This is a genomic window from Streptomyces canus, from assembly GCF_001514145.1.
Taxonomy (GTDB): domain Bacteria; phylum Actinomycetota; class Actinomycetes; order Streptomycetales; family Streptomycetaceae; genus Streptomyces; species Streptomyces canus.
On sequence record NZ_KQ948673.1, the window covers coordinates 222,171 to 246,606 of the forward strand.

Consider the following 24,436-nt stretch of genomic DNA (forward strand, 5'->3'; position numbering starts at 1 on the left):
GGGGCGCGCCCGGGTCAGTGCGCGGCGACCAGTTCCCGCTCGCTGCCCGTGGCCGTCTGCTGGGGGCTGCGCAGGGCGGCGATGCCGATGAAGACCATGGACGACACACCGGCGATGGCGAAGGCGGTGAAGCCCCAGTCGCCGTAGCCCGAGGCGAGGAGCTGTCCACCCAGCCATGGACCGAAGACGGCGCCGAAGCGGCCCATGCCGGAGGTCCAGCCGACCGCGGTCGCGCGGTTGTCAGCGTCGGAGCGGATGGACACCGTCGCGTAGATCATCGTCTGGGCACTGTTGAGGAAGACGCCCGTGAAGAAGACGACGATCATCGTCACGGTCATGTCCATGTGGATGCTCAGCAGGAAGACGCCGGCGGCGGTGAGCGCGAACCAGAGCGCGGAGACGCGCGGAGCGCCGAAGCGGTCGGCGGCCCGGCCCGCGACCAGCATGCCCACGATGCCGCCGAGGTTGAAGACGACCACGAAGGACAGGGCGGAGCCCAGCTCGTAGCCCTCGGCCCGCATCAGGGTGGGCAGCCAGGTGGCGACGCCGTAGACGAGGAGCAGACCGCCGAAGGAGGCCACCCAGTAGAGCAGGGTCTGGATCCACTCGTTGCCGCGGAAGAGGTTGGCCAGGTTGGTCCAGCGGTCACCGGCGCCGCCGGTCCTGGCGGCCGGCACCTCGACGTCGTACCGCTCGGCGAGCGCCCTGGCCTCCTCGCCGCGGCCCTTGGCGACCAGGAAGCTCAGCGATTCGGGCAGCAGCTTCGCCAGCACCGGGGCGAAGAGCAGCGGGAGCACGCAGACCCAGAAGGCGGCACGCCAGCCGACCGGATCGATGAGCCACTTGGCGACGTAGGCGGAGAGGATGCCGCCGGCGTGGTGGGCGGTCATCAGCAGGCCGATGACGATGGCGCCGCGGCCGCGCGGGGCGTAGTCCGAGACCATGCTGATCGCGGTCGGCAGCAGGCCGCCGAGGCCGACGCCCGCCAGGGTCCGGCCGAGGCCGAAGACCGTGACGCTGTCGGCCAGCGCGCACGCGCCGGAGGCCAGCGAAAAGAGGGTCACGCAGGAGACCATCAGCTTCTTGCGCCCGATCCGGTCGGCGATCGTGCCGGCGACGAGGGCGCCGACCAGCATGCCGAAGGTGGCGTAGCTGCCGAGGTCGCCGGCCTGGTCCGCGGTGAGGCCGAAGGTCCTGGTCTCCAGCAGGTGCGGCAGCACCGAGCCGTAGATGAACATGTCGAGCCCGTCGAAGAGCACGGCCAGCCAGCACAGACCGACGACCAGGAGGGCCAGCCGGCTGCCGCGGGCGGACAGGAGCGGGGAGGGGGAGGAAGACATCGTTGGTTGCCTCTCGTACGTGGTGCGCCAGACGCTAAGGAGCCACCTCCGGAGTGTCAACGCTTTTGTCAACAATCTCATCGACAATCAATCCCGGGGAGGTGGCTCCGAACGCCTCAGCCGACCGGCGGCGTCCCGTGCGTGTGGAACGACTCGATGGTCTTCAGCCCCCAGGCCTGCCCCTTCTTCCGCTCCTCCTCGGTCCAGGTGACGAGCGGCCAGTCGGGCGCCAGCACCAGCCGGGTGAGCGGGTTGCACAGCTCGATGCGGTTGCCGCCGGGCTCGTAGACGTACAGGAAGAACGTCTGCTGGATGGCGTGCTTGTGGGGGCCCGTCTCGATGAACACGCCGGTGTCGATGGCGAGATCGGCCGCGCGCAGGATGTCCTCGCGGGTGTCTGTCGCGAAGGCGATGTGGTGCAGCCGTCCCTCGCTGCCGGTCCAGTCCGACGTGTAGACGACGTCGTACGACTTGTTCGTGTACGTCAGCCAGCGCGCCGCGATCTTCCCGCTGTCCAGCCGGATCTGCTCGGTGGGCCGGGCGCCGAGGACGTCCTGCTGGAACTCGGCGTTGGCGAGCACGTCGGCGGCGAGGAAGTTGATGTGGTCCAGCCGCCGTACGCCCACTCCCCTGTTGGGCTTGGCCTGCGGCTGGTTCTTCAGCGCCGGCCGGAGCTCCTCGGGGGCCCGGTAGTACTCGCTCTCCCAGTAGAGGGCGTGCTCATGGCCGTCGGGGTCGATGGTGACGTACAGCTTGCCCAGGCCGGGTTCGTCCTCGACCCACCTGCCCGTGCCGCCCGAATCCTCAACCGCCTTGATACGGCGGTGCAGTGCCTCCTCGCCGGAGGTGCGCAGGGCGAGCCTGCCGAGGCCGGGCCGGTCGCGGGCGGTGAGCACCAGGCTGTGGTGCTCGTAGTCGTCGTAGGTCCGCAGGTACACCGTGTCGCCGTCCTGGCCGTTGACCGTCAGGCCCAGGTAGTCGGTGAAGAAGCCGACGCTGGCGTCCAGGTCCGGGGTGAAGAGCTGGGTGTGGCCGATGTGGGCGATGTCGCCGAGCGGCGGAGTCATGCGTGACCTCCTGTGGGTCGGTCGACGGCCCGGGGGAAGACGGTGCCGTCGAAGATCTTGCGGGCCGTACGGACCACGGCGGTACGCCGGGCGGAGGGCGGGCCGCCGGGGTTGGCGGCCAGGCTGCTCTCGATGTCCAGGAATCCCGTGGGGTGTTCTATGCGGACGCGGTCGCTCCCGGGATCGATCGCCGCGAGGCCGGCGCCCACACCGCCCTCGATCCGCAGGCCCGCGGCCACACTGGCCGCGCCCAGGACTCCGATGGAGGTGTGGCAGCGCACGGGGATGAAGGTGCGGGTGGTGACCGCGCCGCCGTCGCGCGGCGTGGCGAGCAGCGTGAGCTTGGGGACCGTGGCGTCGGACACGTCCCCGAGGCCCATCAGGCGGCCCGCCGCCAGCCGTAGGGAATGCAGCCGGTCGGCGAGGGCAAGGTCCTCCTCCAGGTCCCGGGGCCGCTCGTAGCCGGTGACCTCGAGCGAGGCCGCCGCGATCAGGACGGTCGGCATGCCGTTGTTCACGCAGGTCACCTCGACGCCGTCGATGACGTCGACGGCCTTGCCGGTGGGCAGCAACTCTCCGGCGCCCGGCGGGAACTCGATCACCACGGGCGCGGCCGTCCCCGGCACGCCCGAGATCTCGGCGCCCCCCGTGTACCGCACCCGGCCCCCGGGGGTCGGGAAGGTCGCGGTCGCGTGGTCGCCGGTGTTGACCATGCGGATCCGGACGGAGGTCTCCTGCTCCCCCGCCGGGACGAGTCCGCGCTCGACGGCGAACGGGCCGACGCCGGCGAGGATGTTCCCGCAGTTCTGACGGTCGCTCACTTCTGATCGGTCGACGACGACTTGGAGGAAGAGGTAGTCGACGTCGGCCTCCGGGTCGGTGGACCGGGAGATCACGGCGACCTTGCTGGTGAGCGGGTGCGCGCCGCCCAGGCCGTCGATCTGCCGTTCGTCCGGGCTGCCCATGATCCGCAGCAACAGGTCGTCGCGCAGGGCGGGTTCGGCGGGGAGGTCCTCGGCGAGGAAGTAGGCGCCCTTGGAAGTACCGCCCCGCATCAGCAGGCAGGGCACCCCCTCGGTCACGGCTGCTCCCCCTCGTACTCCTCGTACGTCCGGTACTCCACACCGAGCCTCTTCAGCGTATCCCGCAACCCATAGCGGTCCAGGCCGAGTTGGCCCTCGACGAAGGCGGCGCGGGTGGCGGCCTCCTTGGCCTCGCGGGCCTCGGACCTCTCGATGGTCTCTCGGGCGCGCTCGCGGGGGACGACCACGACACCGTCGTCATCGGCGAGGATCACGTCTCCCGGGCGGATCACCTGGCCGTCGATGGCGATCGGCACGTTGACCGAGCCGCCCGTGGCCTTGACCGTGCCCTGCGAGGAGACCGCGCGGGACCAGGCGGCGAAACCCATGTCGCGCAGCTCCTGGGTGTCACGGATGCCGGTGTTGGTGACGACCCCGCGCACCCCGCGCTGCTGCAGGGCGGTCGCGAACAGTTCGCCGAACAGGCCGTCCGTGCACGGGGAGGTGGTGGTGACGACGAGGAGGTCGCCCTCGCCGCACTGCTCGACGGCCGCGTGGATCATGAGGTTGTCGCCGGGCCAGCCGATCACGGTGACGGCCGTGCCCGCGACCCGTACGCCCTGCTGGACGGGGCGAACGGCCGGGCCCAGCAGGCCGGTTCGGCCCATCGCCTCGCTGACGGTGGCCACGCCGTACCGCGCCAGCGCGTCGACGTCCTTCAGGTCCGCCTTCGGCGGGTTGGTGACGATCACGCCCGTCACGCCAGCTCCTTCGCGATCTGGGGGTAGGGGCGCATGTACGCCTCGGCCATGGTCTTGTGGGCCAGACCCAGGTTGGGGCCCGCGTTGCGCTTGAGCTGGACGCCCCGGCGGACGGCGAGGTCGGTGTAGTAGTCCCACAGGTGCTGCTGGGCGCCGAGGCACTCCATGGCCTTGCGCTTGGTCTCCCAGACCTCGGTGATGTCGAGGAGCACCTCGGGCTTGAAACCGCTCATCTCGGGTTGGTGGGGCTCGAAGTAGAAGACCGGCGGGGCGCCGATGATCTCGCCCTCGCCCGGGTAGCCGATGGCCTGCGCCAGGACCCGGGCCTCCAGGGCCATCCGGTTGGCGGCCGGGTGATCGCCGTTGTACGGGTCCTCGACGGGGTGGGTGAGCACGACGTCGGGCTGGGTGGCCCGGTAGACCTCGACGAGCCTGTCGGTCAACTCGGCGGTGGCGACCAGCGGGTAGTCGCCGGCGTCGAAGAAGCGCACCTCGGCGCCGAGGGTCGCGGCGGCGCGCTCGGCCTCGTCCCGGCGTATCGCCTTGATCTCGTCGAGTTTCCTGCCCTCGCGCCAGGCCTTGGCGGACTCCCCCCGTTCACCGAAGGTCAGACAGGCGATGGTGACCTTCTCGCCCCGGGAGGCGGCCAGGGCGATGGCGCCGCCCGCCCGCCACACGAAGTCCCCGGCATGTGCGGTGATCACCAGTGTCGAACGTGGAGGGGCGGGCGCGCCTGACTGCGTCATTACGGACATCTCCTTGAAGTGGACAGGTTCGCGCCCGCCTCGCGCGGCTTCAGTCGCGCAGCGCCTCGATCACACTGGTGAGGTGGGCACGGACGGCCTTCTCGGCCGCCTGCGGGTCCCTGGCCCTGATCGCCTCGATCATCGCCAGATGCTCGTTCAGGGAGTGCTGCGGGCGTCCCGGCCGAAGCGCCAACTGGAAGCGGTGGCGCACCAGTTGGGCGTTCAGCCGCTCCAGCAGATCCACGGCGGTCCGCTGGCCCGAGAACTCCCGCACCCTGGCGTGCAGTTCCTGGTTGAGCTCGGAGTAGGTCATCGGCTCGCCGTCGGCCACGGCCTTGGTCATCGCCGTGCCCAGTTCGGTCAGCTCGGCGAGCTGCTCGTCGCTGGCCAGGGTCGCCGCCTTGGCCGCGCACAGTCCTTCGAGGACCATGCGGCACTCGGTGATGGCGACCGCCTCCTCGACGGTCACCACCCGCACCCGGGAACCCCGGTTGCGGATCCGCTCGACTAGGCCCTGGGCCTCCAGATCGATGAGCGCGGCCCGGATGCTGGCCCGTGTCACACCGAACTGCTCGGCGAGCTCGTTCTCCACCAGCCGCTGCGCCGGTGCCATCTCGCCGTGCAGGATCGCCTGCCGCAGCTGCGCGAGCGCATGCTGCTTGGCCTGCTCCCCGGTGCTCGGACGGGCTTCATTCGGCATCGTTGCCCTCCCTGAGTGAGTGCCTGTCGAACCTAAATCTAGCCAAACAAGATTGTCAACAATTTTGTCTGCCGTATCGCGTACATGGCCTGTCCAGGTCGAACCGGTGCCCCGGTGAGGCGGGCCATGGTTTCGGCGCCGATGCCCACCGTGGCAACCCGGTAGCCGGCCAGTCCGCGACGACCAGGACATGCCGTCCGTTGCCACGGGCGGAGACTGATGCAGGACCGTTCACGGGGAGCTCCCGGCGACGACTCGGGTGGGGAGGTCGAGCGGGGTCTCGGTGTGGGCGACGAAGTCATGGACCAGCCGGCGGAAGAGCGTGGCGAACCGCTCCAGCTCGTCCGGGGTCCATTCGGCAAGGGCCAGCTCGACACCCCGGCGGCTCGCCTCCCGTATGCGCTCCACCGCCGCGAGGCCCGCGTCCGTGAGTTGCACGAGCTGAGCCCGGCGGTCGTCCGGGTCGGCGACCCGCACGACGTACCCGATCCGCTCCAGCTGCCGCAGCTGCCGGGTGACATGGGAGGCCTCCACGGACAGCCGGACCGCGAGCACACCCGGGCGCACCGGGTCACGCGCCGCGATGTTCCTCAGGACGGTCACAGCGGCCCGGTCCAGGTCGAGCCCGGCGGCCGCCATCAGCCGCTCGTGCTGCCGGGCCCTCCCGGCCACATAGGTCATTCGGCTGAGGACGTACTCGATCTCGACCACGGTCGCCGACACACCTGCCGTCGGCGCGGGATTCTGTGCGGACATGGCGCCCCCAGAGGTAGTTGCCCGACTTAAGCAATGCCGAATTGATTGCTTGACTTAAGTAACTCGCATGTGCTTGCCTAAGTCAAGCAAGATGGCATCCCTCCAGAAAGTGGGACCCCATGGCCACGATGAAGTCCGTCCACGCCGCGAAGGACAAGGTCGACGTGATGGACGTCGAGCGGCCCGTACCCGGCCCCAAGGACGCCCTCGTGCGGATCCGGGCCTGCGGGATCTGCGGCACGGACACCTTCTTCCTCCACCTGGGCGGCATGCCCTCCGGTGCGGACGGGGCGACGCGGGCCATCCCGCTCGGCCACGAGCCGGCCGGTGAGTTCGTCGAGGTGGGCGCCGAGGTGAGAGGTCTCGCGGTCGGCGACCGGGTCGTCGTCAACCCGCAGGGCGCGCCCACCGGCATCATCGGCTGCGGCGGCGAACTCGGCGGTATGGACGAGTACTTGCTCCTCCAGAACGCCGAGGTCGGCACGAACGTCGCCGTCTTCCCGGATGACATGCCCTTAGACGTCGCCGCCCTCAACGAGCCGATGGCGGTCGCCCGGCACGCCGTCAACCGCTCCGAGGCGAAGCCCACGGACAAGGGGGTCGTGTTCGGTGCCGGACCGATCGGTCTGGGCGCCACGATCTGGCTGACACTGCGCGGGGTGGCACGCGTGACCGTGGTCGACGTCATCCCCGAGCGCCTGGAGACCGCGCCGGCGGTCGGCGCCGGCGCGGTCGTCGACTCCGCCACGGAGGACCTCACGGCCAGGCTGAAGGAGCTGCACGGCGAGGCCGCGAACGCGCTCGGACAGCAGCGGGCCGGCACCGACGTCCACATCGACGCCGCGGGAGCGCCGGCGGTCTTCGACGCCGTGATCGCCAACGCCAAGTGGCACGCCGAGCTCGTCATGGTGGCCGTACAGAAGAAGGGCGAGGTGGATCTCGGCGGCATGCTGCGCGGTGAGTTGACGCTCATCGCGTCGCAGGGGTATCCGACGGAGATCTTCGAGGTCACGGCGGAGCTGGTGGAGCACCGGGAGCGGTTCGCCAGGCTGATCAGTCACCGGGTGCCGTTCTCCGAGGTCGGCCGCGCGTTCGAGCTCGCGCTGCCCCACCATGCCGTCCGGCGTCCGCGCCTTCGGCGTGGCCGCTCGCGCCGTTCCCGCGCCCCTTCGAGGTGTGGGGGTGCACGGCATCGGACAGGGACTTCCACCCCATGATCGACATTCTCTTCCGCTGCCGTCCGCGCCTCGGCGACACGCCACTGCCCCTCGGTCTCTTCGCCTGCTCCTTCCCCGGCAGCCTCGTCACCCTGCCGGGCAGCGACCCCGCGGTCGCCTGGTGGCCCGGTGTCCTGCTGACCGGACTGGCGTGCGGGGCACTGCTGTGGCGCCGGAACCGTCCCCGGGTCGCGACGGCCGTGGCCATGGCGTGCGCGACCGTCGTGTCCGCCCTCGGCTACATCCTCACCGTCCTGCTGCTCGGTCCCCTCATGACCGCCCTCTATTACCTGGCCCTGCGCACGGACCGCAGGACGGCCAACACCTTCGCCTTCGCGAGCATCGTCTGCCTGATCTCGGTGGCTCTCGTGGCCGGGCCCGGTGACGAACCACTGGTTCTCAAGCTGCTCGGGCCAGCCGCCTGGCTGCTGCTGCCCGTCGCCCTCGGCACCACGACCCGGCTTCGGGGCGCCTACCTGGAGGCCGTGCAGAGCCGTGCCGAGCACGCGGAACGCACCCGGGAGGAGGAGACACGGCACCGGGTCACGGCCGAGCGCATGCGCATCGCCCGCGATCTGCACGACGTGGTGGCCCATCACGTTCTCCTGGCCAACCTCCAGGCCGGCACGGTCAGCCGTATGCTGCCCGCGCGGCCCGGCGAGGCCGGGAGGATCGCCGCCGAACTGACCACCACGACCTCGTCGGCGCTGCGTGAACTCAAGGCCACCGTGGGCCTGTTGAGGCACGACGCCGACCGTACGACCGAATCTGCCAGGACACCGGAACGTACCCCCGGGCTCGCCCGGCTGCCCGAGCTCGCCGCCTCCTTCCGGCACGCCGGGCTCACGGTCGCCGTCACCACCGAAGGAAGGGTGAGGACCCTGTCCGCCGGTGCCGACCTCACGGCGTACCGCATCGTCCAGGAAGCCCTCACCAACGTCACCAAGCATGCGGCTGTCGACACGGCGGCGGTACGGCTCGTGTACCGGGCCGACGACCTGCTCGTGTCCGTCGTCAACGACGGCAGCGCGTACGCCAACACCCCCTCCCCCGGCGGCGGTTACGGCCTGATCGGCATGCGCGAGCGGGCCCGTTCCGCAGGCGGGCGGATCCGTGCGGGCCGTCTCGCCCAGGGCGGCTTCGAGGTCGTCGTCGAGTTGCCGTACCACCCGCACGGTCACCCGCAGGAAGCGGCCGTCTGAGCCGTGTTGTCCAGCCCGCTCCCGATTGAACTTGCTTAAGTCAATCAATTGCGATTCACTTGAGTGAGTCAAGCAATCCACAGGTTCCCGACCGGAGGCCCAGCCATGTCCGACGCCCTTGCCCAACCCGCCGAAGCGGGGTCGTCAGCCCCGCCGAAGCCGAACGCCGTGGTGGCGGTCCTGGCCCTGGCCGGAATCGTCGTCTCGCTGATGCAGACCCTGGTCATCCCGATCGTTCCCGAGCTGCCCAAACTCCTGCACGCGGAGCCCTCCGACACCGCCTGGGCCGTCACCGCCACCCTGCTTGCCGCGTCGGTGGCCACGCCGGTCGTCGGGCGGCTCGGCGACATGTTCGGCAAGCGCCGGATGCTGCTGCTCAGCATCGTGCTGCTGGTCTCCGGTTCGCTGGTCTGCGGCCTCGCCGACTCCCTCGTCCCGATGATCGTCGGACGTGCGCTGCAGGGTCTGGCCGCCGCGGTCGTGCCCCTCGGCATCAGCATCATGCGGGACGCGCTGCCGTCCGACCGGCTCGCCGGGTCGACCGCGTTGATGAGCGCCTCTCTCGGTGTCGGCGGCGCGCTGGGGCTGCCCGCCGCCGCGTTCATCGCCGACAACTGGAACTGGCACATCCTGTTCTGGGTCTCGGCCGCTCTCGGTGCCGTCGCCTTCGTCCTCGTCCTGCTGATCGTGCCCGAGTCCGACGTGCGCGCCGGGGGCCGGTTCGACCTCGTCGGTTCGCTGGGGCTGTCGGCCGGTCTGGTCTCGCTGCTGCTGACCGTCTCCAAGGGCGGTGACTGGGGCTGGACGAGCGGCACCACCCTCGGCCTCGGCGCCGCCGCGGTCGTGATCCTGCTGGCCTGGGGCTGGTGGGAACTGCGCAGCCCGCAGCCGCTGGTCGACCTCCGGACCACCGCCAAGCCGCAGGTGCTGTTCACCAACCTCGCCTCGATCGCGCTCGGGGTCTCGATGTTCGCGATGTCCCTGGTGCTCCCGCAGCTGCTCCAGCTGCCCGAGCAGACCGGCTACGGCCTCGGCAAGTCCATGCTGACCGTCGGCCTGGTGCTGGCCCCGCAGGGCCTGGTGATGATGGCCATGTCCGCCGTCTCCGCGGCCGTCACCAAGGCCAAGGGTCCCAAGGTCACGCTGATGATCGGCGCGCTGATCGTGGCCGCCGGGTACGTGCTCAACATCGTCCTGATGTCCGAGGTCTGGCACCTCGTCCTGGTCTCCTGCGTCATCGGCGCCGGCATCGGCTTCACCTACGGCGCGCTGCCCGCCCTGATCATGGGTGCCGTGGATCCCACCCAGACAGGCGCCGCGAACAGCCTCAACACCTTGATGCGGTCGCTGGGCACCTCCTTCGCCAGCGCTCTCGCCGGTGTGATCCTGGCCCAGATGACCACCGATTTCGGCGGCACCGCGCTGCCCTCGGAAAACGGCTTCAAGGTCGTCATGGTGATCGGAGCGGGGGCGGCCCTGCTCGCCTTCGCCGTAGCGACCCTCATCCCACGCCAGCGGCACACCACCCCGCAGCCTCCGGCCGACGGACCGACAAGGCCGACGGAGGTCGGCGCCAAGGCGTAAGGCCCGCTTCGGTACCGGGCTGACCGGCCGTCGCTCCCTGGGGCGGCGGTCGCTCGGCGTTGCGGGGGCCGCCCCCGACCGCAGGGCGGCGACCACCCACGCATCCGGCACGGCACCCACCCGGCACTCGCAAGGCAACCGCCACCAGGCGTCGGCAAGAGCCGCACCCGACCACAAGGCCGCGACCACCCCCGCATCCTGCAAGGTGACCACCCGGCACTCGCAAGGCAACGGCCCCTCGGCGTTCGCGAGCCCGCGGCCACAGTCGGCCGTGCGTTCTCAGAACGCTGTCCCGCGGCCACCCCGGGCTCATCGCCCCGCCGACCCGGTCGGCGTCGCACCGCGCCACGCACGCAGGGCGCGGACCTCGCAGCCTCACCGGCGCCGAGCGGTCGTCATTGCCGACACGGGCTGCTTCTGAAGGCTCGCCCGTACCCAGCGACCCCTTACTTGATCACCGCGTTCGCCACCACGACCACGACCCCCAGCATCGCGTCCACCAGCCCGATGGTGATCGCAGCGAGCCAAGAGCGGTGGGACCAGCGGGCCGTGACCAGGCCCAGGGTGAACAGGATGGTGATGTTGAGGGCGAAGGCCGGGTACTCGACGCCGTTCGCCGGCCACCAGCCCCAGCCCGCGCCGGCCAGGACGACGGCCGTCGGCAGGACCGCCGCGACCAGGGGCCACTCGTCGGCGAGGGTGCGCAGGGCGTCCCAGCGGCGGTGCGGGGCACGCTCGGCGATGTAGTGGGCGTAACCGTGGGCGAGGGCGGAGGCGAGGGCGGTGACCAGGAGCCACACGGCGTCGTAGCGGCGGCTGTCCCGGGAGGTGTGCCCGTACTGGGTGAGCGCGGCGACCATGGAGCAGGCCAGGACCGAACCGTAGACACCGCCGAACAGGACGGCCTCCCGCGTGTCGTGCTGGTGCGGCCGGGACGCGGCAGCCTCGGTGTCCACCATGCCCTCCACGATCACCCGCCCCGCCAAGTGCCGCCAGTTCGCGACGGAGTGTCCTCCCACCTGCGCCGACACTCCACACACTGTCGACGCACGGGCCGGGAACGACCTCGCTAGGGTCGCACCATGGACCACAGCTTCGTACTCCACATCCCCGACGCCGAGCTCGAATCCGAGCCCCTCGCGCGGGAGCAGATCGTCTCGGGGACGCCCGAGGTGACCGGAAAGGTGGTCTGGGAGTCGCAGGACGGACGGCAGATCCGCGGCATCTGGCAGATCACGCCCGGAGTCGTCACCGACACGGAGGCGGACGAGCTGTTCGTCGTGATCAGCGGGTCGGCGACCATCGAGGTCGAGGGCGGGCCGACGCTGAGGGTGGGGCCCGGCGACATGGCCGTACTGCGTGCGGGCGACCGTACGACGTGGACCGTGCACGAGACCCTGCGGAAGGCGTACGCGATCAACCTGTGAGCGGACCCGCCGTCGTGCCCCGGATCTCCAGCACCGGCGCGGCGAGATCCGTGCGCCCCTCTCCCCCACGCCCCTCGAACCGGTCGAGCAGGCACCGCGCGGCCCGGCGGCCGACCTCGTGGCTGGCGTTGTCGACGGTGGTGAGCCAGACGTGGCGGAGCCGGGCGATGCTCGTGTTGTCGTAGCCGACGACGGACAGGTCGCGCGGGACGCTCAGGCCGAGCTCCTCCGCGGCCGACACCGCGCCGATCGCGGCGATGTCGTTGAAGGCGAAGACGGCCGTGGGCCGGCCGGGGCGGCTCAGCAGCCTGACCGTCGTGCGGTAGCCGCCCTCCTCGGTCATGTCACTCGCCTCGACGACCGCCTCCTCGCCGAGGCCGTGCGCCCGCATCGTCGCCTCGAAGCTGCGCCGGCGCAGCTCGCCGACCGCCCCGTACCCCGCGATGTGCGCGACGCGGCGGTGGCCGAGGCCGATCAGGTGCTCGGTGACCAGGCGGGCGCCGCGCTCGTCGTCGTTGGCGACGACGTCCACCCCCGGCAGCCCGGGCTCGCGCGCACCCGCCACGACGACCGGGAGCCGCTCGGCCACCGCCCCGAGCGCGGCGGGATCGGGCAGCGTGCCGACCACGACCAGGCCGTCCACCCCGAGGTCCAGGAAGGGACCGGCCGGATCCTGTCCGGTACGGCGGTTGAGACGGGCGTCGGCCAGGAGCATGCGCAGGCCGTTGTCGTGGAGCAGGGAGTTCAGACCGTCGAGCAGGTCCACGAACCAGGGGTTGCGCAGGTCGTTCAGGAGGACGCCGACCGTGCGGGTGCGCTGCTCGCTGAGGCTGCGGGCGGCGGCGTTCGGACGGTAGCCGAGCTCGCGCACGGCCCGCAGCACGGCCTCCCGTCTCTCCGGGCGCACCTGGTCGGAGCCCCGCAGCACGAGTGAGACCAGCGACTTCGAGACACCGGCCCGGTCGGCCACATCACGGATCGTCGGCGGTCTCATGGTATGGACCGTTCCATGATGCGGTGCGGCTTGTCAAAGGGTTGACAGCGAGGGAAGACGGCACCCAAGGTGACCTGGACAGAAAATGGACCGGTCCAAAAAGGTGGCTTCCCCATGGTCGATACGCTCGGTGTCGCCGTCGTCGGATTCGGCTGGATGGGGCGGGTGCACACCCAGGCCTACGCCCGTGTCCCGCACCACTACCCCGGGCTCCCGCTGCGCGCCGAGCTCGTGACCGTCGCCGAGGACGTGCCGGGACGGGCCGAGGAGGCGGCCGCGCAGTTCGGGTTCGCCTCGGCGACCCGCGACTGGCGCGAGGTCGCCGCCGACCCGCGCGTCCAGGCCGTCAGCATCACCGCGCCCAACTTCCTGCACCGGGAGATCGGCGTCGCGATGGCCGAGGCCGGCAAACACATCTGGATCGAGAAGCCGGTCGGCCTCACCGCCGAGGACGCCCGCGCGGTGGCCGACGCGGCGGCCGGGACCGGGGTGCGGAGCGCGGTCGGCTTCAACTACCGCAACGCGCCCGCCGTCGAGACCGCGCGCGCCCTGATCGCCTCCGGGGAGATCGGCACGGTCACCCATGTCCGCGTCCGGCTCTTCAGCGACTACGCGGCCCACCCGCAGGGCGCCCTGACCTGGCGTTACGAACGTGAACGCGGTGGCAGCGGAGTGCTCGGGGACCTCGCCTCGCACGGCGCCGACCTGGCCCGCTTCCTGCTCGGCGACATCGCTTCCCTCACGGCCGACACCGCGATCTTCGTGCCCGAGCGCGCCCGCCCCACCGGAGCCACCGCCGGGCACACCCTGGCGACCGGAGAGCTCGGGCCCGTCGAGAACGAGGACTACGTCAACTGCCTGCTGCGCTTCGCCTCCGGTGCCCGTGGCGTCCTGGAGGCCTGCCGGGTCTCGGTCGGCGAGCAGAACAACTACGGCTTCGAGGTGCACGGCACGAAGGGCGCGGTGTTCTGGGACTTCCGCCGCATGGGTGAGCTGGGCATCAGCCGCGGCACCGGCTACCAGGACCAGCCCGTCAGCACGGTGTATGTCGGCCCGGGCGACGGCGAGTTCGGCGCCTTCCAGCCCGGCGCGGCCAACGCCATGGGCTACGACGACCTCAAGGTCGTGGAGGCGTACCGCTTCCTGCGTTCGGTCGCCGAGGGCACGTCGTACGGGGCCACGGTGGAGGACGCCGTGCACAGCGCCGTCGTACTGGACGCCATGTCCCGGTCCGCGGAAAGCGGTTCATGGGTGGAGGTGTCGGCATGACGGTCCGGGTGGGGGTGATCGGGGCCGGGGTGATGGGTGCCGATCATGTGCGGCTGCTGCACGGGTTCGTCTCGTCGGCCGAGGTCGTGGCGGTGGCGGATGTCGACGGGGCGCGGGCGAGGGCCGTCGCGTCCGGCGTGCCGGGGGCGCTCGTCAGCCCCGACGCGTGGGCGCTGATCGCCGATTCCCGTGTGGACGCCGTCGTGGTCGCCTCGCACGACTCCACCCACGCGGAGCTGACCGTGGCCGCCGTGCGCGCCGGGAAGCCGGTGCTGTGCGAGAAGCCGCTGGCGCCGACGGTCGCCGAGTGCGTCGAGGTCGTCCGTGAGGACGACAAGGCGGGCGGCGGGCTCGTGTCGGTGGGGTTCATGCGGCGGTTCGACCCGGCGTACGTCGCTTTGAAGGCCGCGCTGGGAGAGGGCCGGTGCGGTCGGCCCAGGGTGGTGCACTGTGTGAGCCGCGGTGTGACCTCGGCACCGGGCGCGGTCAGCGAGTTCAGCGTCACCGGGTCGTCGATCCACGAGTTCGACGTCGTGCCGTGGCTGCTGGACTCACCCGTCACCGCGGTGTCCTGGCACGCGCCCGAGGGCGAGTCCGCTCCCGGTCTGCGTGACCCCCAGGTGATGCTCCTGCACACCGCCGACGGCACGCTCACCACCCTCGAGACCTTCCTCAACGCCCGCTACGGGTACGAGGTCCGCTGTGAGATCGCCGGTGAGCGGGGCGCGCTGCGGCTGGCCGATCCCGCGCTGGTCGTGAGTTCTCTGGAACGGAACCGGTCCACCGGATACCCGGCCGACTGGCGGCCTCGGTTCGCCGAGGCCTACCGGCTGGAGCTGCAGGCGTGGATCGACGCGGTCGTCGCCGGACGGCCCTCGCCGCTGGCCTCCGCGCGTGCGGGGCTGACCGCGTCCGCGGTCGCCGAGGCGGTGATCGCGTCGATGCGGGACGGCGGCCGGACCGCGCCCGTGTCCCTGCCGGCCGTGTGAGGCGTGCCGTGACGACCCTTCCCGCGCCCCGCACCCCCGACCCCATGGCCGCGCCCGCCCTCGACTGGGGTGTCCTCGGAACCGGTTGGATCGCCGAGCGGTTCATCGGTTCGGTCCAGCGGCACACCCGGCAGCGGTTCACCGCCGTGGCTTCACGAAATGCCGCTCGGGCCGGTGAGTTCGCCGCACGGCACGGGATCACGCGCGGATACGGCTCGTACGAGGAGCTGGTGGCCGCCGCCGACGTCGATGTCGTGTACGTCGCCACCGAGCACACCGCCCATCTCGCCTGTGCGCGACTGGCGTTGGAGGCCGGCAAGCACGTCCTGGTCGAGAAGCCGCTCGGCCTGAACGCGGCGCAGGGGGCGGAGATCGCCGAACTCGCCGCCTCGCGTGGGCTGTTCTGTGCCGAGGCGTTGTGGACGTTCTTTCTGCCGCGCTTCGATGTCGTACGGCAGGTGCTCGACTCCGGGATGCTCGGCGAGGTGAAGTCCGTACTGGCCGACCTGGGTGAGTACTTCGACCCTGCCGGGGGCCATCGCATCCTCCGTGCCGATCTCACCGGTGGGCCACTGCTCGACCTCGGTACCTACCCGCTGTCGCTGGCCACCTGGGTGCTGGGCCCCGCGGAGAACGTGCAGGCTTCGGGACAGGCGCACCCTGCGGGGGTGAACGGGCAGATCGGTGCCGTCCTGGACGGGCGGGCCGTCGTGCACACCACGCTGTTCAGTGACACTCCGAGCACGGCGGTGATCGCGGGGACCGAGGGGACCCTCCAGCTGCCGGGGCCCTTCTACCAGCCCGGGGACGTGGTGTTCGGCCCGGCCGGAGGGGGCCCTTCACTGACGTACACCGAACCTCGTACGGGCCACGACGGCCTGCACTTCGAGGCCGCCGAGGCAGCCCGCTGCATCCGGGACGGCCTCGTCGGGACACCGCTGCGGCCGCTCTCCGACTCGGTCGCAGCGCTGCGGGTGATGGACGAGATCAGAAGGCAGTGCGGGATCGTCTTCCCCGGCGAACAGCCGGACCGGACCCGCCGCCGGACAGCGACCTAGTACGGCATGTTGTACGGCGTCACCACCTGTATCGCCGAAGGCGTCGTCGGCCCCGCCGGCGGCAGCGCCCCGTGTGCCCGCATCACGATGTGGCACGCCTCCCGCATGTCCTGCCGCAGATCGTGATGGAGGACCGCCGACAGGCGGTGTTCCCGCAGCAGCCGGTCGTTGTCGTGGTCCAGGTCGTGGGCCACGAACACCGCGCACTCCCTGCCCAGATCCTCGAAGGCCCTGAGCGTGGCGATGTTGCCGCCGCCGATGGAGTAGACCGCCCTGATCTCCGGATCCCGCTCCAGCGCGGCCCGGACGAGGTCGTACTGCGTGGCGTCCAGGCCCTGTCCCTCGGCGATCTCCACCACCGCGCGTTCCGGGTGCCGGGTGCGCATCGCGCTGCGGAACCCCATCTCGCGCTCCTCCTCGTTGCGGAAGAAACCGCTGCTGAGGCTGGTGAGGACGTTGCCGGGGCGGTCGCCGAGCCACTGGCCCATGAGGTAGGCGGCGGTCGCTCCCGCCGCCCGGTTGTCGATGCCCACGTAGGCGAGACGAGCCGTGGAGGGCAGGTCGGTGACCAGGGTGACCACGGGGATGCCCGCCTCCGCGAGCCGGCCGACGGCTGCCGTGATCTCGGGGACGTCGGGCGCCTTGAGGATCACGCCCTGGGAGCCCCGGCGGGCTATCCGGTCGAGGGTCTTCGTCAGCTCCGCGCCGGGGCCCGTCTCGCGGAAGTGGAAACGGGAGCGCAGGACGGCGGGATGCAGCGCGGGCAGCTCGGCCTCCAGGGCCGCGCGGACGGCCGTGGAAAAGCGCTCCGGCGTCTGCATCACTATGTCGATCATGAACGTGCGGCCGACCAGCCGGACCTGGGTGCGCTGCCGGTCCAGATCCGTGATCGCCTGGTGGACCTCGCGGGCGGTGTTCTCCCGCACCCCTCCCCTGCCGTTCAGGACCCGGTCGACGGTGGCCTCGCTCAGCCCCGCCTGACGTGCGATTTCCCGGATCGGGTACGGGTGACCCACGCGTCTGCTCCTTGAGGGGTTTTTGATGGCTGCCTGCTGGTTGTTCGACGCCTTTGTCATGACAAGAATGACAGCGCTGAGTCGCCCCTGTCACCGAGAGGACGCCGATGTCCTTCACCGCCGTACACCGCCGCGCCTGGCTGTCCGAGCAGGACTGCGACCTCGACTCGTTCCGCGCGCTCGTCGAGCGGACGGCCGACCCCGCCGACTACCCGCACGCCACCGCCGTGGAGCGGAACGTCCTGCTGTACGACGCCGAGCGCGTCCGCGGCGCCAAGGACCGCAGGGAGCTGCAGGAGGAGCTGGTGCGGGCCCTGACCGACGGCCCCGGGGTCGTGGTCTTCCAGGGGGCGTTCCCCGATCACTCGGTGGTCGACCGGTTCACCGAGGTCTTCGACTCGCTGATCCGCGAGCAGTACGCGGCGGGCACGACCGCGGGCGACCACTTCGCGAAGCCCGGTGCCAACGAGCGGGTGTGGAACGCGCTGGAGAAGGCGGCCCTGTACGACCCCTCGGCATTCGCCGACTACTACGCCAACCCGGTCCTCGCCCTGGTGTCCGAGGCCTGGCTCGGCCCCGGTTACCAGGTCACCTCGCAGGTCAACGTGGTCAACCCGGGCGGCCTCGCACAGACCGCGCACCGCGACTACCACCTCGGCTTCCTCTCCGACGAGGTCGCCGCGGCCTATCCGGCGCATGTGCACCGTCTGTCTCCCGTGCTCACGCTCCAGGGCGCGGTCGCGCACTGTGACATGCCGGTGGAGTCGGGGCCGACGCTGTACCTGCCGTTCTCACAGATGTTCGAGCCCGGGTATCTGGCATGGCGGCGGCCGGAGTTCCAGGCGTACTTCAAGGAACACCACGTCCAGCTGCCGCTCGCGAAGGGCGACGCCGTCTTCTTCAACCCGGCGTTGTTCCACGCGGCCGGGACCAACCGCACCACCGACGTGCGGCGCATGGCCAATCTCCTGCAGGTGTCCTCGGCCTTCGGGCGTGCCATGGAGACCGTGGACCGGGAGGCGGTGTCGAACGCCGTCTACCCGGCGCTGCTGCGCCGCAGGACGGACGGCGCCGACGCACAGTGGCTGGACAACGTGATCGCCGCGAGCGCCGAGGGCTACCCCTTCCCGACCAATCTCGACAGCGACCCTCCGGTCGACGGCCTCGCCCCGCCCTCCCAGGCGGACCTCGTACGACGGGCGCTCGCCGAGGGCTGGACCCCACGGACCCTCAGGGACGAGCTGCGCGCGGGCGCCGATCGGCGTACGAGCTGAATCAGCGCCGCACAAGCTGAAAGGTACTGGCACATTCATGGGACTTCTCGACGACAAGGTCGTCCTCGTCAACGGCGGCAGCCAGGGCGTCGGTGCCGCCATCGCCCGGGCCGCCGTCCGCGAAGGCGCGGTCGTGGCCGTGACCGGCCGCCGCCCCGAGCCCGGTGCGGCGCTGGTGGCGGAGCTGGAGGCGGCCGGCGGCAAGGCACTGTTCGTCCGCGCCGACCTCGCCGACGCCGAGCAGGCCAAGGCGTCCGTCGCCCGGGTCGTGGAGGCGTACGGCCGTGTCGACTGCCTGGTGAACTCCGCCGGGCTCACCTCCCGGGGCACGCTCCTCGACACCACGCCCGAGCTGTTCGACCAGCACATCGCGATCAACCTCAAGGCGCCCTTCTTCGCCATGCAGGCGGCGGTGGCGGACATGGTCGGCCGCAAGGCGCCCGGCACGGTCGTCAACATCATCACGTCCTCGGCGCACGGCGGGCAGCCGTTCCTCGCGCCCTACGTCGCCGCGAAGGCGGGCCTGATCGGCCTCACCCGTAACGCCGCGCACGCCCACCGCTGGGACCGGGTCCGGATCAACGGTCTCAACATCGGGTGGACGGCGACCGAGGGCGAGGACGCCACCCAGAAGACCTTCCACGGCGCCGGCGACGACTGGCGTGAGGAGGCCGCCGCCAAGCTCCCGATGGGCAAGCTCGGCCAGCCCGACGAGATCGCCGACTTCGTGGTCCTCCTGCTGTCCGACCGGTCGGGCGTGGTGACCGGTTCGGTGATCGACTGGGACCAGAACGTCCTCGGCGGCCTCGACTGACCGCTTCGCCCACGTGAGAAACACCGCTCGCAAGAAAAACCCTCAAGGAGCTGCACCCTCATGCGCATCGGAATCCTCGGCCTCGGCCGCATCGGCGCCTTCCACGCCGAGACCCTCTCCGGACTCGACGCCGTCGAGTCACTCGTGCTCACCGACCCCTTCGCGGAGGCCGCCAAGTCCGCCGCGGAGCGGTTCGGCGGCGAGGTCGTGGACTCGCCCGAGGCCCTGCTGGCCGCCGGCGTGGACGGCATCGTGGTCGCGGCGGCGACGGACGCCCACCCCAAGCTGATCCTGGCCGGAGTGGAGGCCGGCATCCCCGTCTTCTGCGAGAAGCCCGTCGCCAAGCACATGAGCGAGGGCGTCGAGGTCCTCAGGGCCGTCGAGGGCAGCGACGTGCCGATCCAGATCGGCTACAACCGCCGCTTCGACACCGGTTTCGTCAACGCCCGGGCCGCCGTGCAGAGCGGCGAGCTGGGCAAGCTGCACACCGTGCGCTCGACCACGCTGGACCCGGCCCCGCCGCCGGCCGCGTACGTCGCCGCCTCCGGTGGCATCTTCCGGGACTGCTCGGTGCACGACTTCGACATCATCCGCTGGGTGACCGGCCGCGAGGTTGTCGAGGTGTACGCCGTCGGCGGCAACCGGGGCGCCGAGTACATCAAGGAGGCGGGCGACGCCGACACCACCGGCGCGATCCTCACCCTCGACGACGGCACGATCGCGGTGGTCTCCAACTCCCGTCACAACGCCCGTGGTTACGACGTCCGCATGGAGATCCACGGCTTCACGGACTCCATCGCGGTCGGTCTGGAGGACAAGCTCCCGCTGCGCTCGGTCGAGCCCGGCGTGACCTTCCCGGCGGGCACCCCGCACGACTTCTTCATGGACCGCTTCACGGCCGCCTACCGCGCCGAACTCACCGCGTTCACCGAGGTCGTGGCCGGCACCCGGCCCTCGCCGTGCACGATCTCGGACGCCCTGGAGGCGGGCTGGATCGCCGAGGCGTGCACGTTGTCGCTGCACGAGCACCGCCCGGTGACGATCGCCGAGGTCCGCTCCGCTTGAGTCGTCTCCTGCGTCCCGGGTGCCCAGGGCCCCGGGGCGCAGGCGCACACTGATCCGGCAGGAGCCCCGTCCTGCCGCCATCGAGGAGGAACCGCGGACATGAGCGAACCGCTGCGCATCGGAGTACTGGGAGCCGCGCGGATCAGCGGGGCCTCACTGATCGGCCCGGCCCGGGCGACCGGTCACCGTGTCGTCGCGGTGGCCGCGCGGGACCGGTCCCGCGCCGAGGCCTACGCGGCCGAGCACGGGGTGGAGCGGGTGGCGGGGTCGTACGCCGAGCTGATCGCAGACCCCGAGGTCGAGGTCGTCTACAACCCGCTCGCCAACGGTCTGCACGGCCCGTGGAACCTCGCGGCGCTCGCCGCGGGCAAGCACGTACTGAGCGAGAAGCCGTCGGCGAGCAACGCCGAGGAGGCCGCGGAAGTGCGGGAGGCGGCCGCGAAGGCCGGCACGGTCTTCATGGAGGCCTTCCACTACCTCTTCCACCCGGTCACCCGGCGGCTCCACGAAGTCCTCGCGAGCGGTGAGATCGGCGAGCTGCGGCACGTCGAGGCCATGGTCGCGATCCAGGCGCCGCCGGACACCGACCCGCGCTGGTCGCTGCCGCTGGCCGGCGGCGCGGTGATGGACCTCGGCTGCTACAGCCTGCACGCGCTGCGCATGCTGGCCCCGTGGGCGGGCGGTGCACCGCGGCTGGTCTCCGCGCGGGGAGGCGAGCGAAGCGAGATGGGGGTCCCCCCGGACGGAGTCCGGGGGAGGGCGGGGGCGCCCGGCGTCGACGAGTGGCTCGACGCCGACCTGGCCTTCCCCGGCGGCGCTACCGGGTCGGCACGCTGCCACATGGCGTACGACGGGCTGGAGATGAGCTGCCGGATCATCGGTTCGCGGGGCGAGGTCCTCGCGCCGAACTTCGTGCTGCCGCACCGGGACGACCGGGTCGTGGTGCGCACCGGAGACGGCGAGCGCACCGAGCGGCTCGGCACGCGGTCGTCGTACACCTACCAGCTGGAGGCGTTCGCGGACCGGGTGCGCGGGGGTGCCCCGCTGCCGCTGGACGCGGACGACGCGGTGACCACGATGACGCTGATCGACGCCGCCTACCGGGCGGCCGGGTTCGAGCCGCGGCCGCGCGTGTCCTAGCTGTCGCGCAGCTCGGCCAGGCAGTCCAGTGCCGAGGTCAACTCACCCGCGCCGTGCGGCTTGCGGGCCTCGGCCACCGCCGCCACGGCACAGGCGCGGGCCTCGGCCGGGTCCCCGGTGGCGGTGTGGCAGCGGGCGAGATCGATCAGGAGCCGTACCCGCAACGGCAGAACGATCTCGGGGACGGACCATGCGAGGGGCCCCCGCAGCGCCTCCCGGGCCTCGGGGCCCACGCCCAGCGCGTCCCCGTACCGCCCCAACACCCTCAGCACACCGACCAGTTCGGCGAGCGCCTGCGGACGCACCAGCTCGACGTGCGCCAGCTCCCGGAGCGACATGGCGGCGAGGAGCGCAGCACACTCCTCGTAGACGGCCACCGACTCCTCGCTGCGGCCGACCGCGGCGAGCAGCATCCCGTACGTCCGCAGCGCGCCGGGCAGGCTGCCGAGCACCCGGTCCCTGCGGTCGGGGGCGGACAGGCGGCGGTACGCCTCCACGCACGCCTGTGCCACCGACACGGCCTCCTCGGCCCGGCCCACGCCCGCGAGCGCCTGCGCCCGCACGTCCCCCGCGAAGGCGGTCAGCGCCCACGACGCCTCGGGTACGGCGATCGCTGCCGTGCACGCCTCCTCGTACCGGCCGGACAGCAGCAACGCGTGGGCGCGCAGCGCCAGGGCCCGGCTCAGCCCCTCCGCGTCGGCCGTCGAGCGGTAGACCTCGACCGCCTCCTCGGCCCAGGCCAGCCGTCGCGCGGGCGACGGCGGAGGCAGCCCCGCCCAGGAAGGCGTGACGCATGACGACAGCGCGGCCCCCAGCAGCGGTCCGCCCTTCTCCGGCGCCCATTTGGCCGCCGCGCGCGGCAACGGCAGCAATATCCGTACGAGTCCCATACGCACCCCCTCGCCGCCCCGCCGAGGACAGCCGCGCCATGGTGGCACAGGGGGGCACGCCGATGCCGCTGTTCACCGAGTACGTAGCGAGCACGGGGGAACTTTGCCGAACTCCGCCTGTACGGAGCGAAGTCAGCCGTACAGGGCGGGCCGTTCCACGAGCTCCACGGTCATCCGGCCGCCCTCGTTCAGCGACCTCACGCCCGCCTCGCACACCGCGGCCGCCGCGTAGCCGTCCCACACGCTGGGGCCGGTGACCTCGCCGCGGCGGGTGGCGTCGACCCAGGCCTGGACCTCACGGTCGTAGGCGTCGGCGAAGCGTTCGACGAAGTCCTGGGCGATGGTGCCGCCCCAGCGTCCTGCCATGTTGGTGACCATGGCGTGGCCGTCGCCGACGCGGGCGGTACCGCGTTCGCAGACCGCCTCGGCCTGGACCTGGTAGCCGAAGCCGCAGTTGACGAAGATCTCGACGTCGGCGAGGGCACCGCCGTCGGTCTCGAAGACGACGAACTGCGGGTCCTGGAGGTCGTCGGGGGCGTTCGCGGACGGCGTCGGGCGCAGGACCGTGACCGCGGTGATCTCGTGCCCCAGCAGCCAGCGGGTCACGTCGGTCTCGTGGGCCACGGAGTCGCTGATCAGCATGGAGCTGGTGAAGAAGGGCGGGCTCGCGGCGTTGCGGTGCCGGTTGTGCAGCATGAGCGGACGCCCCAACTGGCCTGTCTCCAGCAGGGACTTGAGCTTCATGTACTCGGTGTCGTAGCGCCGCATGAAGCCGACCTGGGCACGTCTGCGGCCCAGTCGTTGCTCGGCCTCCACGACCCGCAGCGCGGAGGCCGCGTCGGGGGTGAGCGGCTTCTCGCACAGCACCGGCAGATCGTGCTCGAAGGCCTGGAGGAGTGCCGCCTCGTGGGCGGGGCCCGGCGAGGCGATGAGGACGGCGTCGACGTCGGACGCCGCCATCGCCGAGGCCGGGTCGGTGTAGGCGGTGCAGCCGTCGACGCGGGCGGCGATCGTCTTGGCCCGTTCCGCGTCGACGTCCACGACGGCACTCACCCGCGCGCCGCTGACGACCTCATGGAGACGGCGGACGTGGTCGGCGCCCATCTTGCCGGTGCCGATGACGGCGACGCCCAAGTTGGCTCGCTCGGTCATGGTCATCCCCTTCAGGCGCCGCAGGACCTCAGGAACTTACGGGTGCGCACCGCGATCGGCAGCGGCTTGTCCGGCTCGCACGGGTACATGTCCTGCTCGACGATGGCGAACAGCTCCACGCCGAGCTTCTGCGCCGCCACCAGCACCGGCTCCAACTCGGGTACACCGGACGGCGGTTCGCACATCACCCCGCGCTGGACGGCCGGCCCGAACGGCACCTCGTTCGTGACGACGTCCGCGAGGATCTCCGGGTCGACCTGCTTGAGGTGGAGATAGCCGATGCGCTCGCCGTACGTCTCGATGAGCTTGACGCTGTCGCCTCCGCAGTAGGCGTAGTGCCCGGTGTCCAGACAGAGGTTGACGAGCTCGGAGTCCGTCGAGTCCAGGAAGTGCTCGACGTGGTCCTCGGTGTCGAGGTGGGTGTCGGCGTGCGGGTGGACGACGATGTCCAGGCCGTACGCCTCCTTCACCTCGTGGCCGAGCCGTTCCATGCCCTTGGTGAGGTGGGCCCACTGCTCGTGGGTCAGCTCCGGCGGCTCGAGGATCTCGGCGGTCTTGTCGTCGCGCCAGAAGGACGGGATGACGACGAGGTGCCTCGCCCCCATGGCCTGGGTGAGCGCGGCGACCTGGCTGACGTGCTCCCAGGTGGACTCCCAGACCGAGGGGCCGCGGTGCAGACCGGTGAAGACGGTGCCCGCCGAGACCTTGAGGTCGCGCCGGGCGATCTCGTCGGTCAGCCGGGCCGGGTCGGTCGGAAGATAGCCGTACGGCCCCAGCTCGATCCAGGAGTAGCCCGCCTCGGCGACCTCGTCCAGGAAGCGTTCCCACGGCACCTGCGCCGGGTCGTCGGGGAACCAGACGCCCCAGGAGTCCGGGGCCGAGCCGACGCGGATACGGTCGAGTGGGGCCGCCATGTCAGGACTTCCCCTCGCCGGTGGCGGCCACGGGTGCGG

The 24,436-nt window shown here is 71.4% G+C and carries 24 protein-coding genes; 11 read left to right on the forward strand and 13 right to left on the reverse strand.

The window, feature by feature from the left end; all coding sequences use genetic code 11:
• Positions 1-14: 14 nt before the first annotated feature.
• The 7 genes from AQJ46_RS41555 to AQJ46_RS41585 form a co-directional block, all read right to left on the reverse strand.
• A complete protein-coding gene (locus tag AQJ46_RS41555; RefSeq protein WP_059210516.1) occupies positions 15-1,340 on the reverse strand; it encodes an MFS transporter in 1,326 nt (441 codons plus the stop codon).
• Positions 1,341-1,456: 116 nt separating this feature from the next.
• Positions 1,457-2,407, reverse strand: coding sequence for a catechol 2,3-dioxygenase (locus AQJ46_RS41560; RefSeq protein ID WP_059210517.1), 951 nt, complete (start codon positions 2,405-2,407; stop codon positions 1,457-1,459).
• A complete protein-coding gene (locus AQJ46_RS41565; RefSeq protein ID WP_263972898.1) occupies positions 2,404-3,489 on the reverse strand; it encodes a 4-oxalomesaconate tautomerase in 1,086 nt (361 codons plus the stop codon). Before AQJ46_RS41565 ends, AQJ46_RS41560 begins: the two co-directional genes overlap by 4 nt.
• On the reverse strand, positions 3,486-4,190 hold the full coding sequence (locus AQJ46_RS41570; protein WP_059210518.1) for a 4-carboxy-4-hydroxy-2-oxoadipate aldolase/oxaloacetate decarboxylase: 705 nt from the start codon (positions 4,188-4,190) through the stop codon (positions 3,486-3,488). The genes AQJ46_RS41565 and AQJ46_RS41570 overlap by 4 nt, the downstream gene beginning before the upstream one ends.
• Positions 4,187-4,936 (reverse strand): PIG-L deacetylase family protein, encoded by a 750-nt coding sequence (locus AQJ46_RS41575; RefSeq protein ID WP_059210519.1) that lies wholly within the window; start codon positions 4,934-4,936, stop codon positions 4,187-4,189. The genes AQJ46_RS41570 and AQJ46_RS41575 overlap by 4 nt, the downstream gene beginning before the upstream one ends.
• 49 nt (positions 4,937-4,985) lie before the next feature.
• Positions 4,986-5,636 (reverse strand): GntR family transcriptional regulator, encoded by a 651-nt coding sequence (locus tag AQJ46_RS41580; RefSeq protein ID WP_059210520.1) that lies wholly within the window; start codon positions 5,634-5,636, stop codon positions 4,986-4,988.
• A gap of 231 nt (positions 5,637-5,867) precedes the next feature.
• Positions 5,868-6,392: a MarR family winged helix-turn-helix transcriptional regulator gene (locus tag AQJ46_RS41585; RefSeq protein ID WP_059210521.1), complete on the reverse strand. Its 525-nt coding sequence runs from the start codon at positions 6,390-6,392 to the stop codon at positions 5,868-5,870.
• A 119-nt stretch (positions 6,393-6,511) separates the two neighbouring features.
• On the opposite strand from AQJ46_RS41585, the gene AQJ46_RS41590 reads away from it, so the two are divergent.
• From AQJ46_RS41590 to AQJ46_RS41600, 3 genes are all read left to right on the forward strand, one after another.
• Complete coding sequence (locus AQJ46_RS41590) at positions 6,512-7,609, forward strand: zinc-dependent alcohol dehydrogenase (RefSeq protein ID WP_079072649.1); 1,098 nt, start codon at positions 6,512-6,514, stop codon at positions 7,607-7,609.
• A complete protein-coding gene (locus tag AQJ46_RS41595; RefSeq protein WP_059210522.1) occupies positions 7,606-8,811 on the forward strand; it encodes a sensor histidine kinase in 1,206 nt (401 codons plus the stop codon). The genes AQJ46_RS41590 and AQJ46_RS41595 overlap by 4 nt, the downstream gene beginning before the upstream one ends.
• A 105-nt stretch (positions 8,812-8,916) precedes the next feature.
• Positions 8,917-10,395, forward strand: a complete 1,479-nt coding sequence (locus AQJ46_RS41600) for an MFS transporter (RefSeq protein ID WP_059210523.1) — start codon at positions 8,917-8,919, stop codon at positions 10,393-10,395.
• 446 nt (positions 10,396-10,841) lie between these two features.
• Here the strand turns inward: AQJ46_RS41600 and AQJ46_RS41605 are convergent, their stop codons facing one another.
• Positions 10,842-11,354: a hypothetical protein gene (locus tag AQJ46_RS41605; RefSeq protein ID WP_059210550.1), complete on the reverse strand. Its 513-nt coding sequence runs from the start codon at positions 11,352-11,354 to the stop codon at positions 10,842-10,844.
• Between the two features lie 123 nt (positions 11,355-11,477).
• Here AQJ46_RS41605 and AQJ46_RS41610 point away from each other — a divergent pair, with 123 nt between their 5' ends.
• Complete coding sequence (locus tag AQJ46_RS41610) at positions 11,478-11,822, forward strand: cupin domain-containing protein (protein WP_059210524.1); 345 nt, start codon at positions 11,478-11,480, stop codon at positions 11,820-11,822.
• On the opposite strand, the gene AQJ46_RS41615 is transcribed toward AQJ46_RS41610, so the two are convergent.
• The gene (locus tag AQJ46_RS41615; protein ID WP_059210525.1) at positions 11,812-12,816 is read right to left on the reverse strand and encodes a LacI family DNA-binding transcriptional regulator; all 1,005 of its coding nucleotides are present in this window, start codon (positions 12,814-12,816) and stop codon (positions 11,812-11,814) included. The genes AQJ46_RS41610 and AQJ46_RS41615 overlap by 11 nt on opposite strands.
• 114 nt (positions 12,817-12,930) lie before the next feature.
• Between AQJ46_RS41615 and AQJ46_RS41620 the strand changes: the two genes are divergently transcribed.
• Genes AQJ46_RS41620 through AQJ46_RS41630 form a run of 3 tightly spaced genes read left to right on the forward strand, consistent with a single transcriptional unit; the run spans position 12,931 to position 16,132 of the window.
• Positions 12,931-14,085, forward strand: coding sequence for a Gfo/Idh/MocA family protein (locus tag AQJ46_RS41620; protein WP_059210526.1), 1,155 nt, complete (start codon positions 12,931-12,933; stop codon positions 14,083-14,085).
• Entirely contained in the window at positions 14,082-15,074 is a 993-nt protein-coding gene (locus tag AQJ46_RS41625; RefSeq protein WP_059210527.1) for a Gfo/Idh/MocA family oxidoreductase, read from the forward strand. The genes AQJ46_RS41620 and AQJ46_RS41625 overlap by 4 nt, the downstream gene beginning before the upstream one ends.
• Positions 15,075-15,082: 8 nt before the next feature.
• Entirely contained in the window at positions 15,083-16,132 is a 1,050-nt protein-coding gene (locus tag AQJ46_RS41630) for a Gfo/Idh/MocA family protein (protein ID WP_225887529.1), read from the forward strand.
• Here the strand turns inward: AQJ46_RS41630 and AQJ46_RS41635 are convergent.
• The gene (locus AQJ46_RS41635; RefSeq protein WP_059210529.1) at positions 16,129-17,148 is read right to left on the reverse strand and encodes a LacI family DNA-binding transcriptional regulator; all 1,020 of its coding nucleotides are present in this window, start codon (positions 17,146-17,148) and stop codon (positions 16,129-16,131) included. The two genes, AQJ46_RS41630 and AQJ46_RS41635, sit on opposite strands and share 4 nt — an antisense overlap.
• 107 nt (positions 17,149-17,255) lie before the next feature.
• Between AQJ46_RS41635 and AQJ46_RS41640 the strand changes: the two genes are divergently transcribed.
• The 4 genes from AQJ46_RS41640 to AQJ46_RS41655 all read left to right on the forward strand — a co-directional run bounded on the left by AQJ46_RS41640 (position 17,256) and on the right by AQJ46_RS41655 (position 21,441).
• Positions 17,256-18,422 carry a phytanoyl-CoA dioxygenase family protein gene (locus AQJ46_RS41640; RefSeq protein WP_059210530.1) on the forward strand — a complete coding sequence of 389 codons (1,167 nt, stop codon included), beginning with the start codon at positions 17,256-17,258 and terminating at the stop codon, positions 18,420-18,422.
• A 37-nt stretch (positions 18,423-18,459) separates the two neighbouring features.
• The gene (locus AQJ46_RS41645; RefSeq protein ID WP_057617858.1) at positions 18,460-19,236 is read left to right on the forward strand and encodes an SDR family oxidoreductase; all 777 of its coding nucleotides are present in this window, start codon (positions 18,460-18,462) and stop codon (positions 19,234-19,236) included.
• A gap of 60 nt (positions 19,237-19,296) precedes the next feature.
• Positions 19,297-20,301, forward strand: a complete 1,005-nt coding sequence (locus AQJ46_RS41650; protein WP_059210531.1) for a Gfo/Idh/MocA family protein — start codon at positions 19,297-19,299, stop codon at positions 20,299-20,301.
• 99 nt (positions 20,302-20,400) lie between these two features.
• On the forward strand, positions 20,401-21,441 hold the full coding sequence (locus tag AQJ46_RS41655; protein WP_059210532.1) for a Gfo/Idh/MocA family protein: 1,041 nt from the start codon (positions 20,401-20,403) through the stop codon (positions 21,439-21,441).
• Here AQJ46_RS41655 and AQJ46_RS41660 read toward each other — a convergent pair.
• The 3 genes from AQJ46_RS41660 to AQJ46_RS41670 form a co-directional block, all read right to left on the reverse strand.
• Entirely contained in the window at positions 21,438-22,331 is an 894-nt protein-coding gene (locus tag AQJ46_RS41660) for a hypothetical protein (protein ID WP_159064117.1), read from the reverse strand. The genes AQJ46_RS41655 and AQJ46_RS41660 overlap by 4 nt on opposite strands.
• Positions 22,332-22,463: 132 nt before the next feature.
• The gene (locus AQJ46_RS41665) at positions 22,464-23,483 is read right to left on the reverse strand and encodes a Gfo/Idh/MocA family protein (protein ID WP_059210551.1); all 1,020 of its coding nucleotides are present in this window, start codon (positions 23,481-23,483) and stop codon (positions 22,464-22,466) included.
• 11 nt (positions 23,484-23,494) lie between these two features.
• Entirely contained in the window at positions 23,495-24,397 is a 903-nt protein-coding gene (locus tag AQJ46_RS41670; protein ID WP_059210534.1) for a sugar phosphate isomerase/epimerase family protein, read from the reverse strand.
• Positions 24,398-24,436 lie beyond the last annotated feature (39 nt).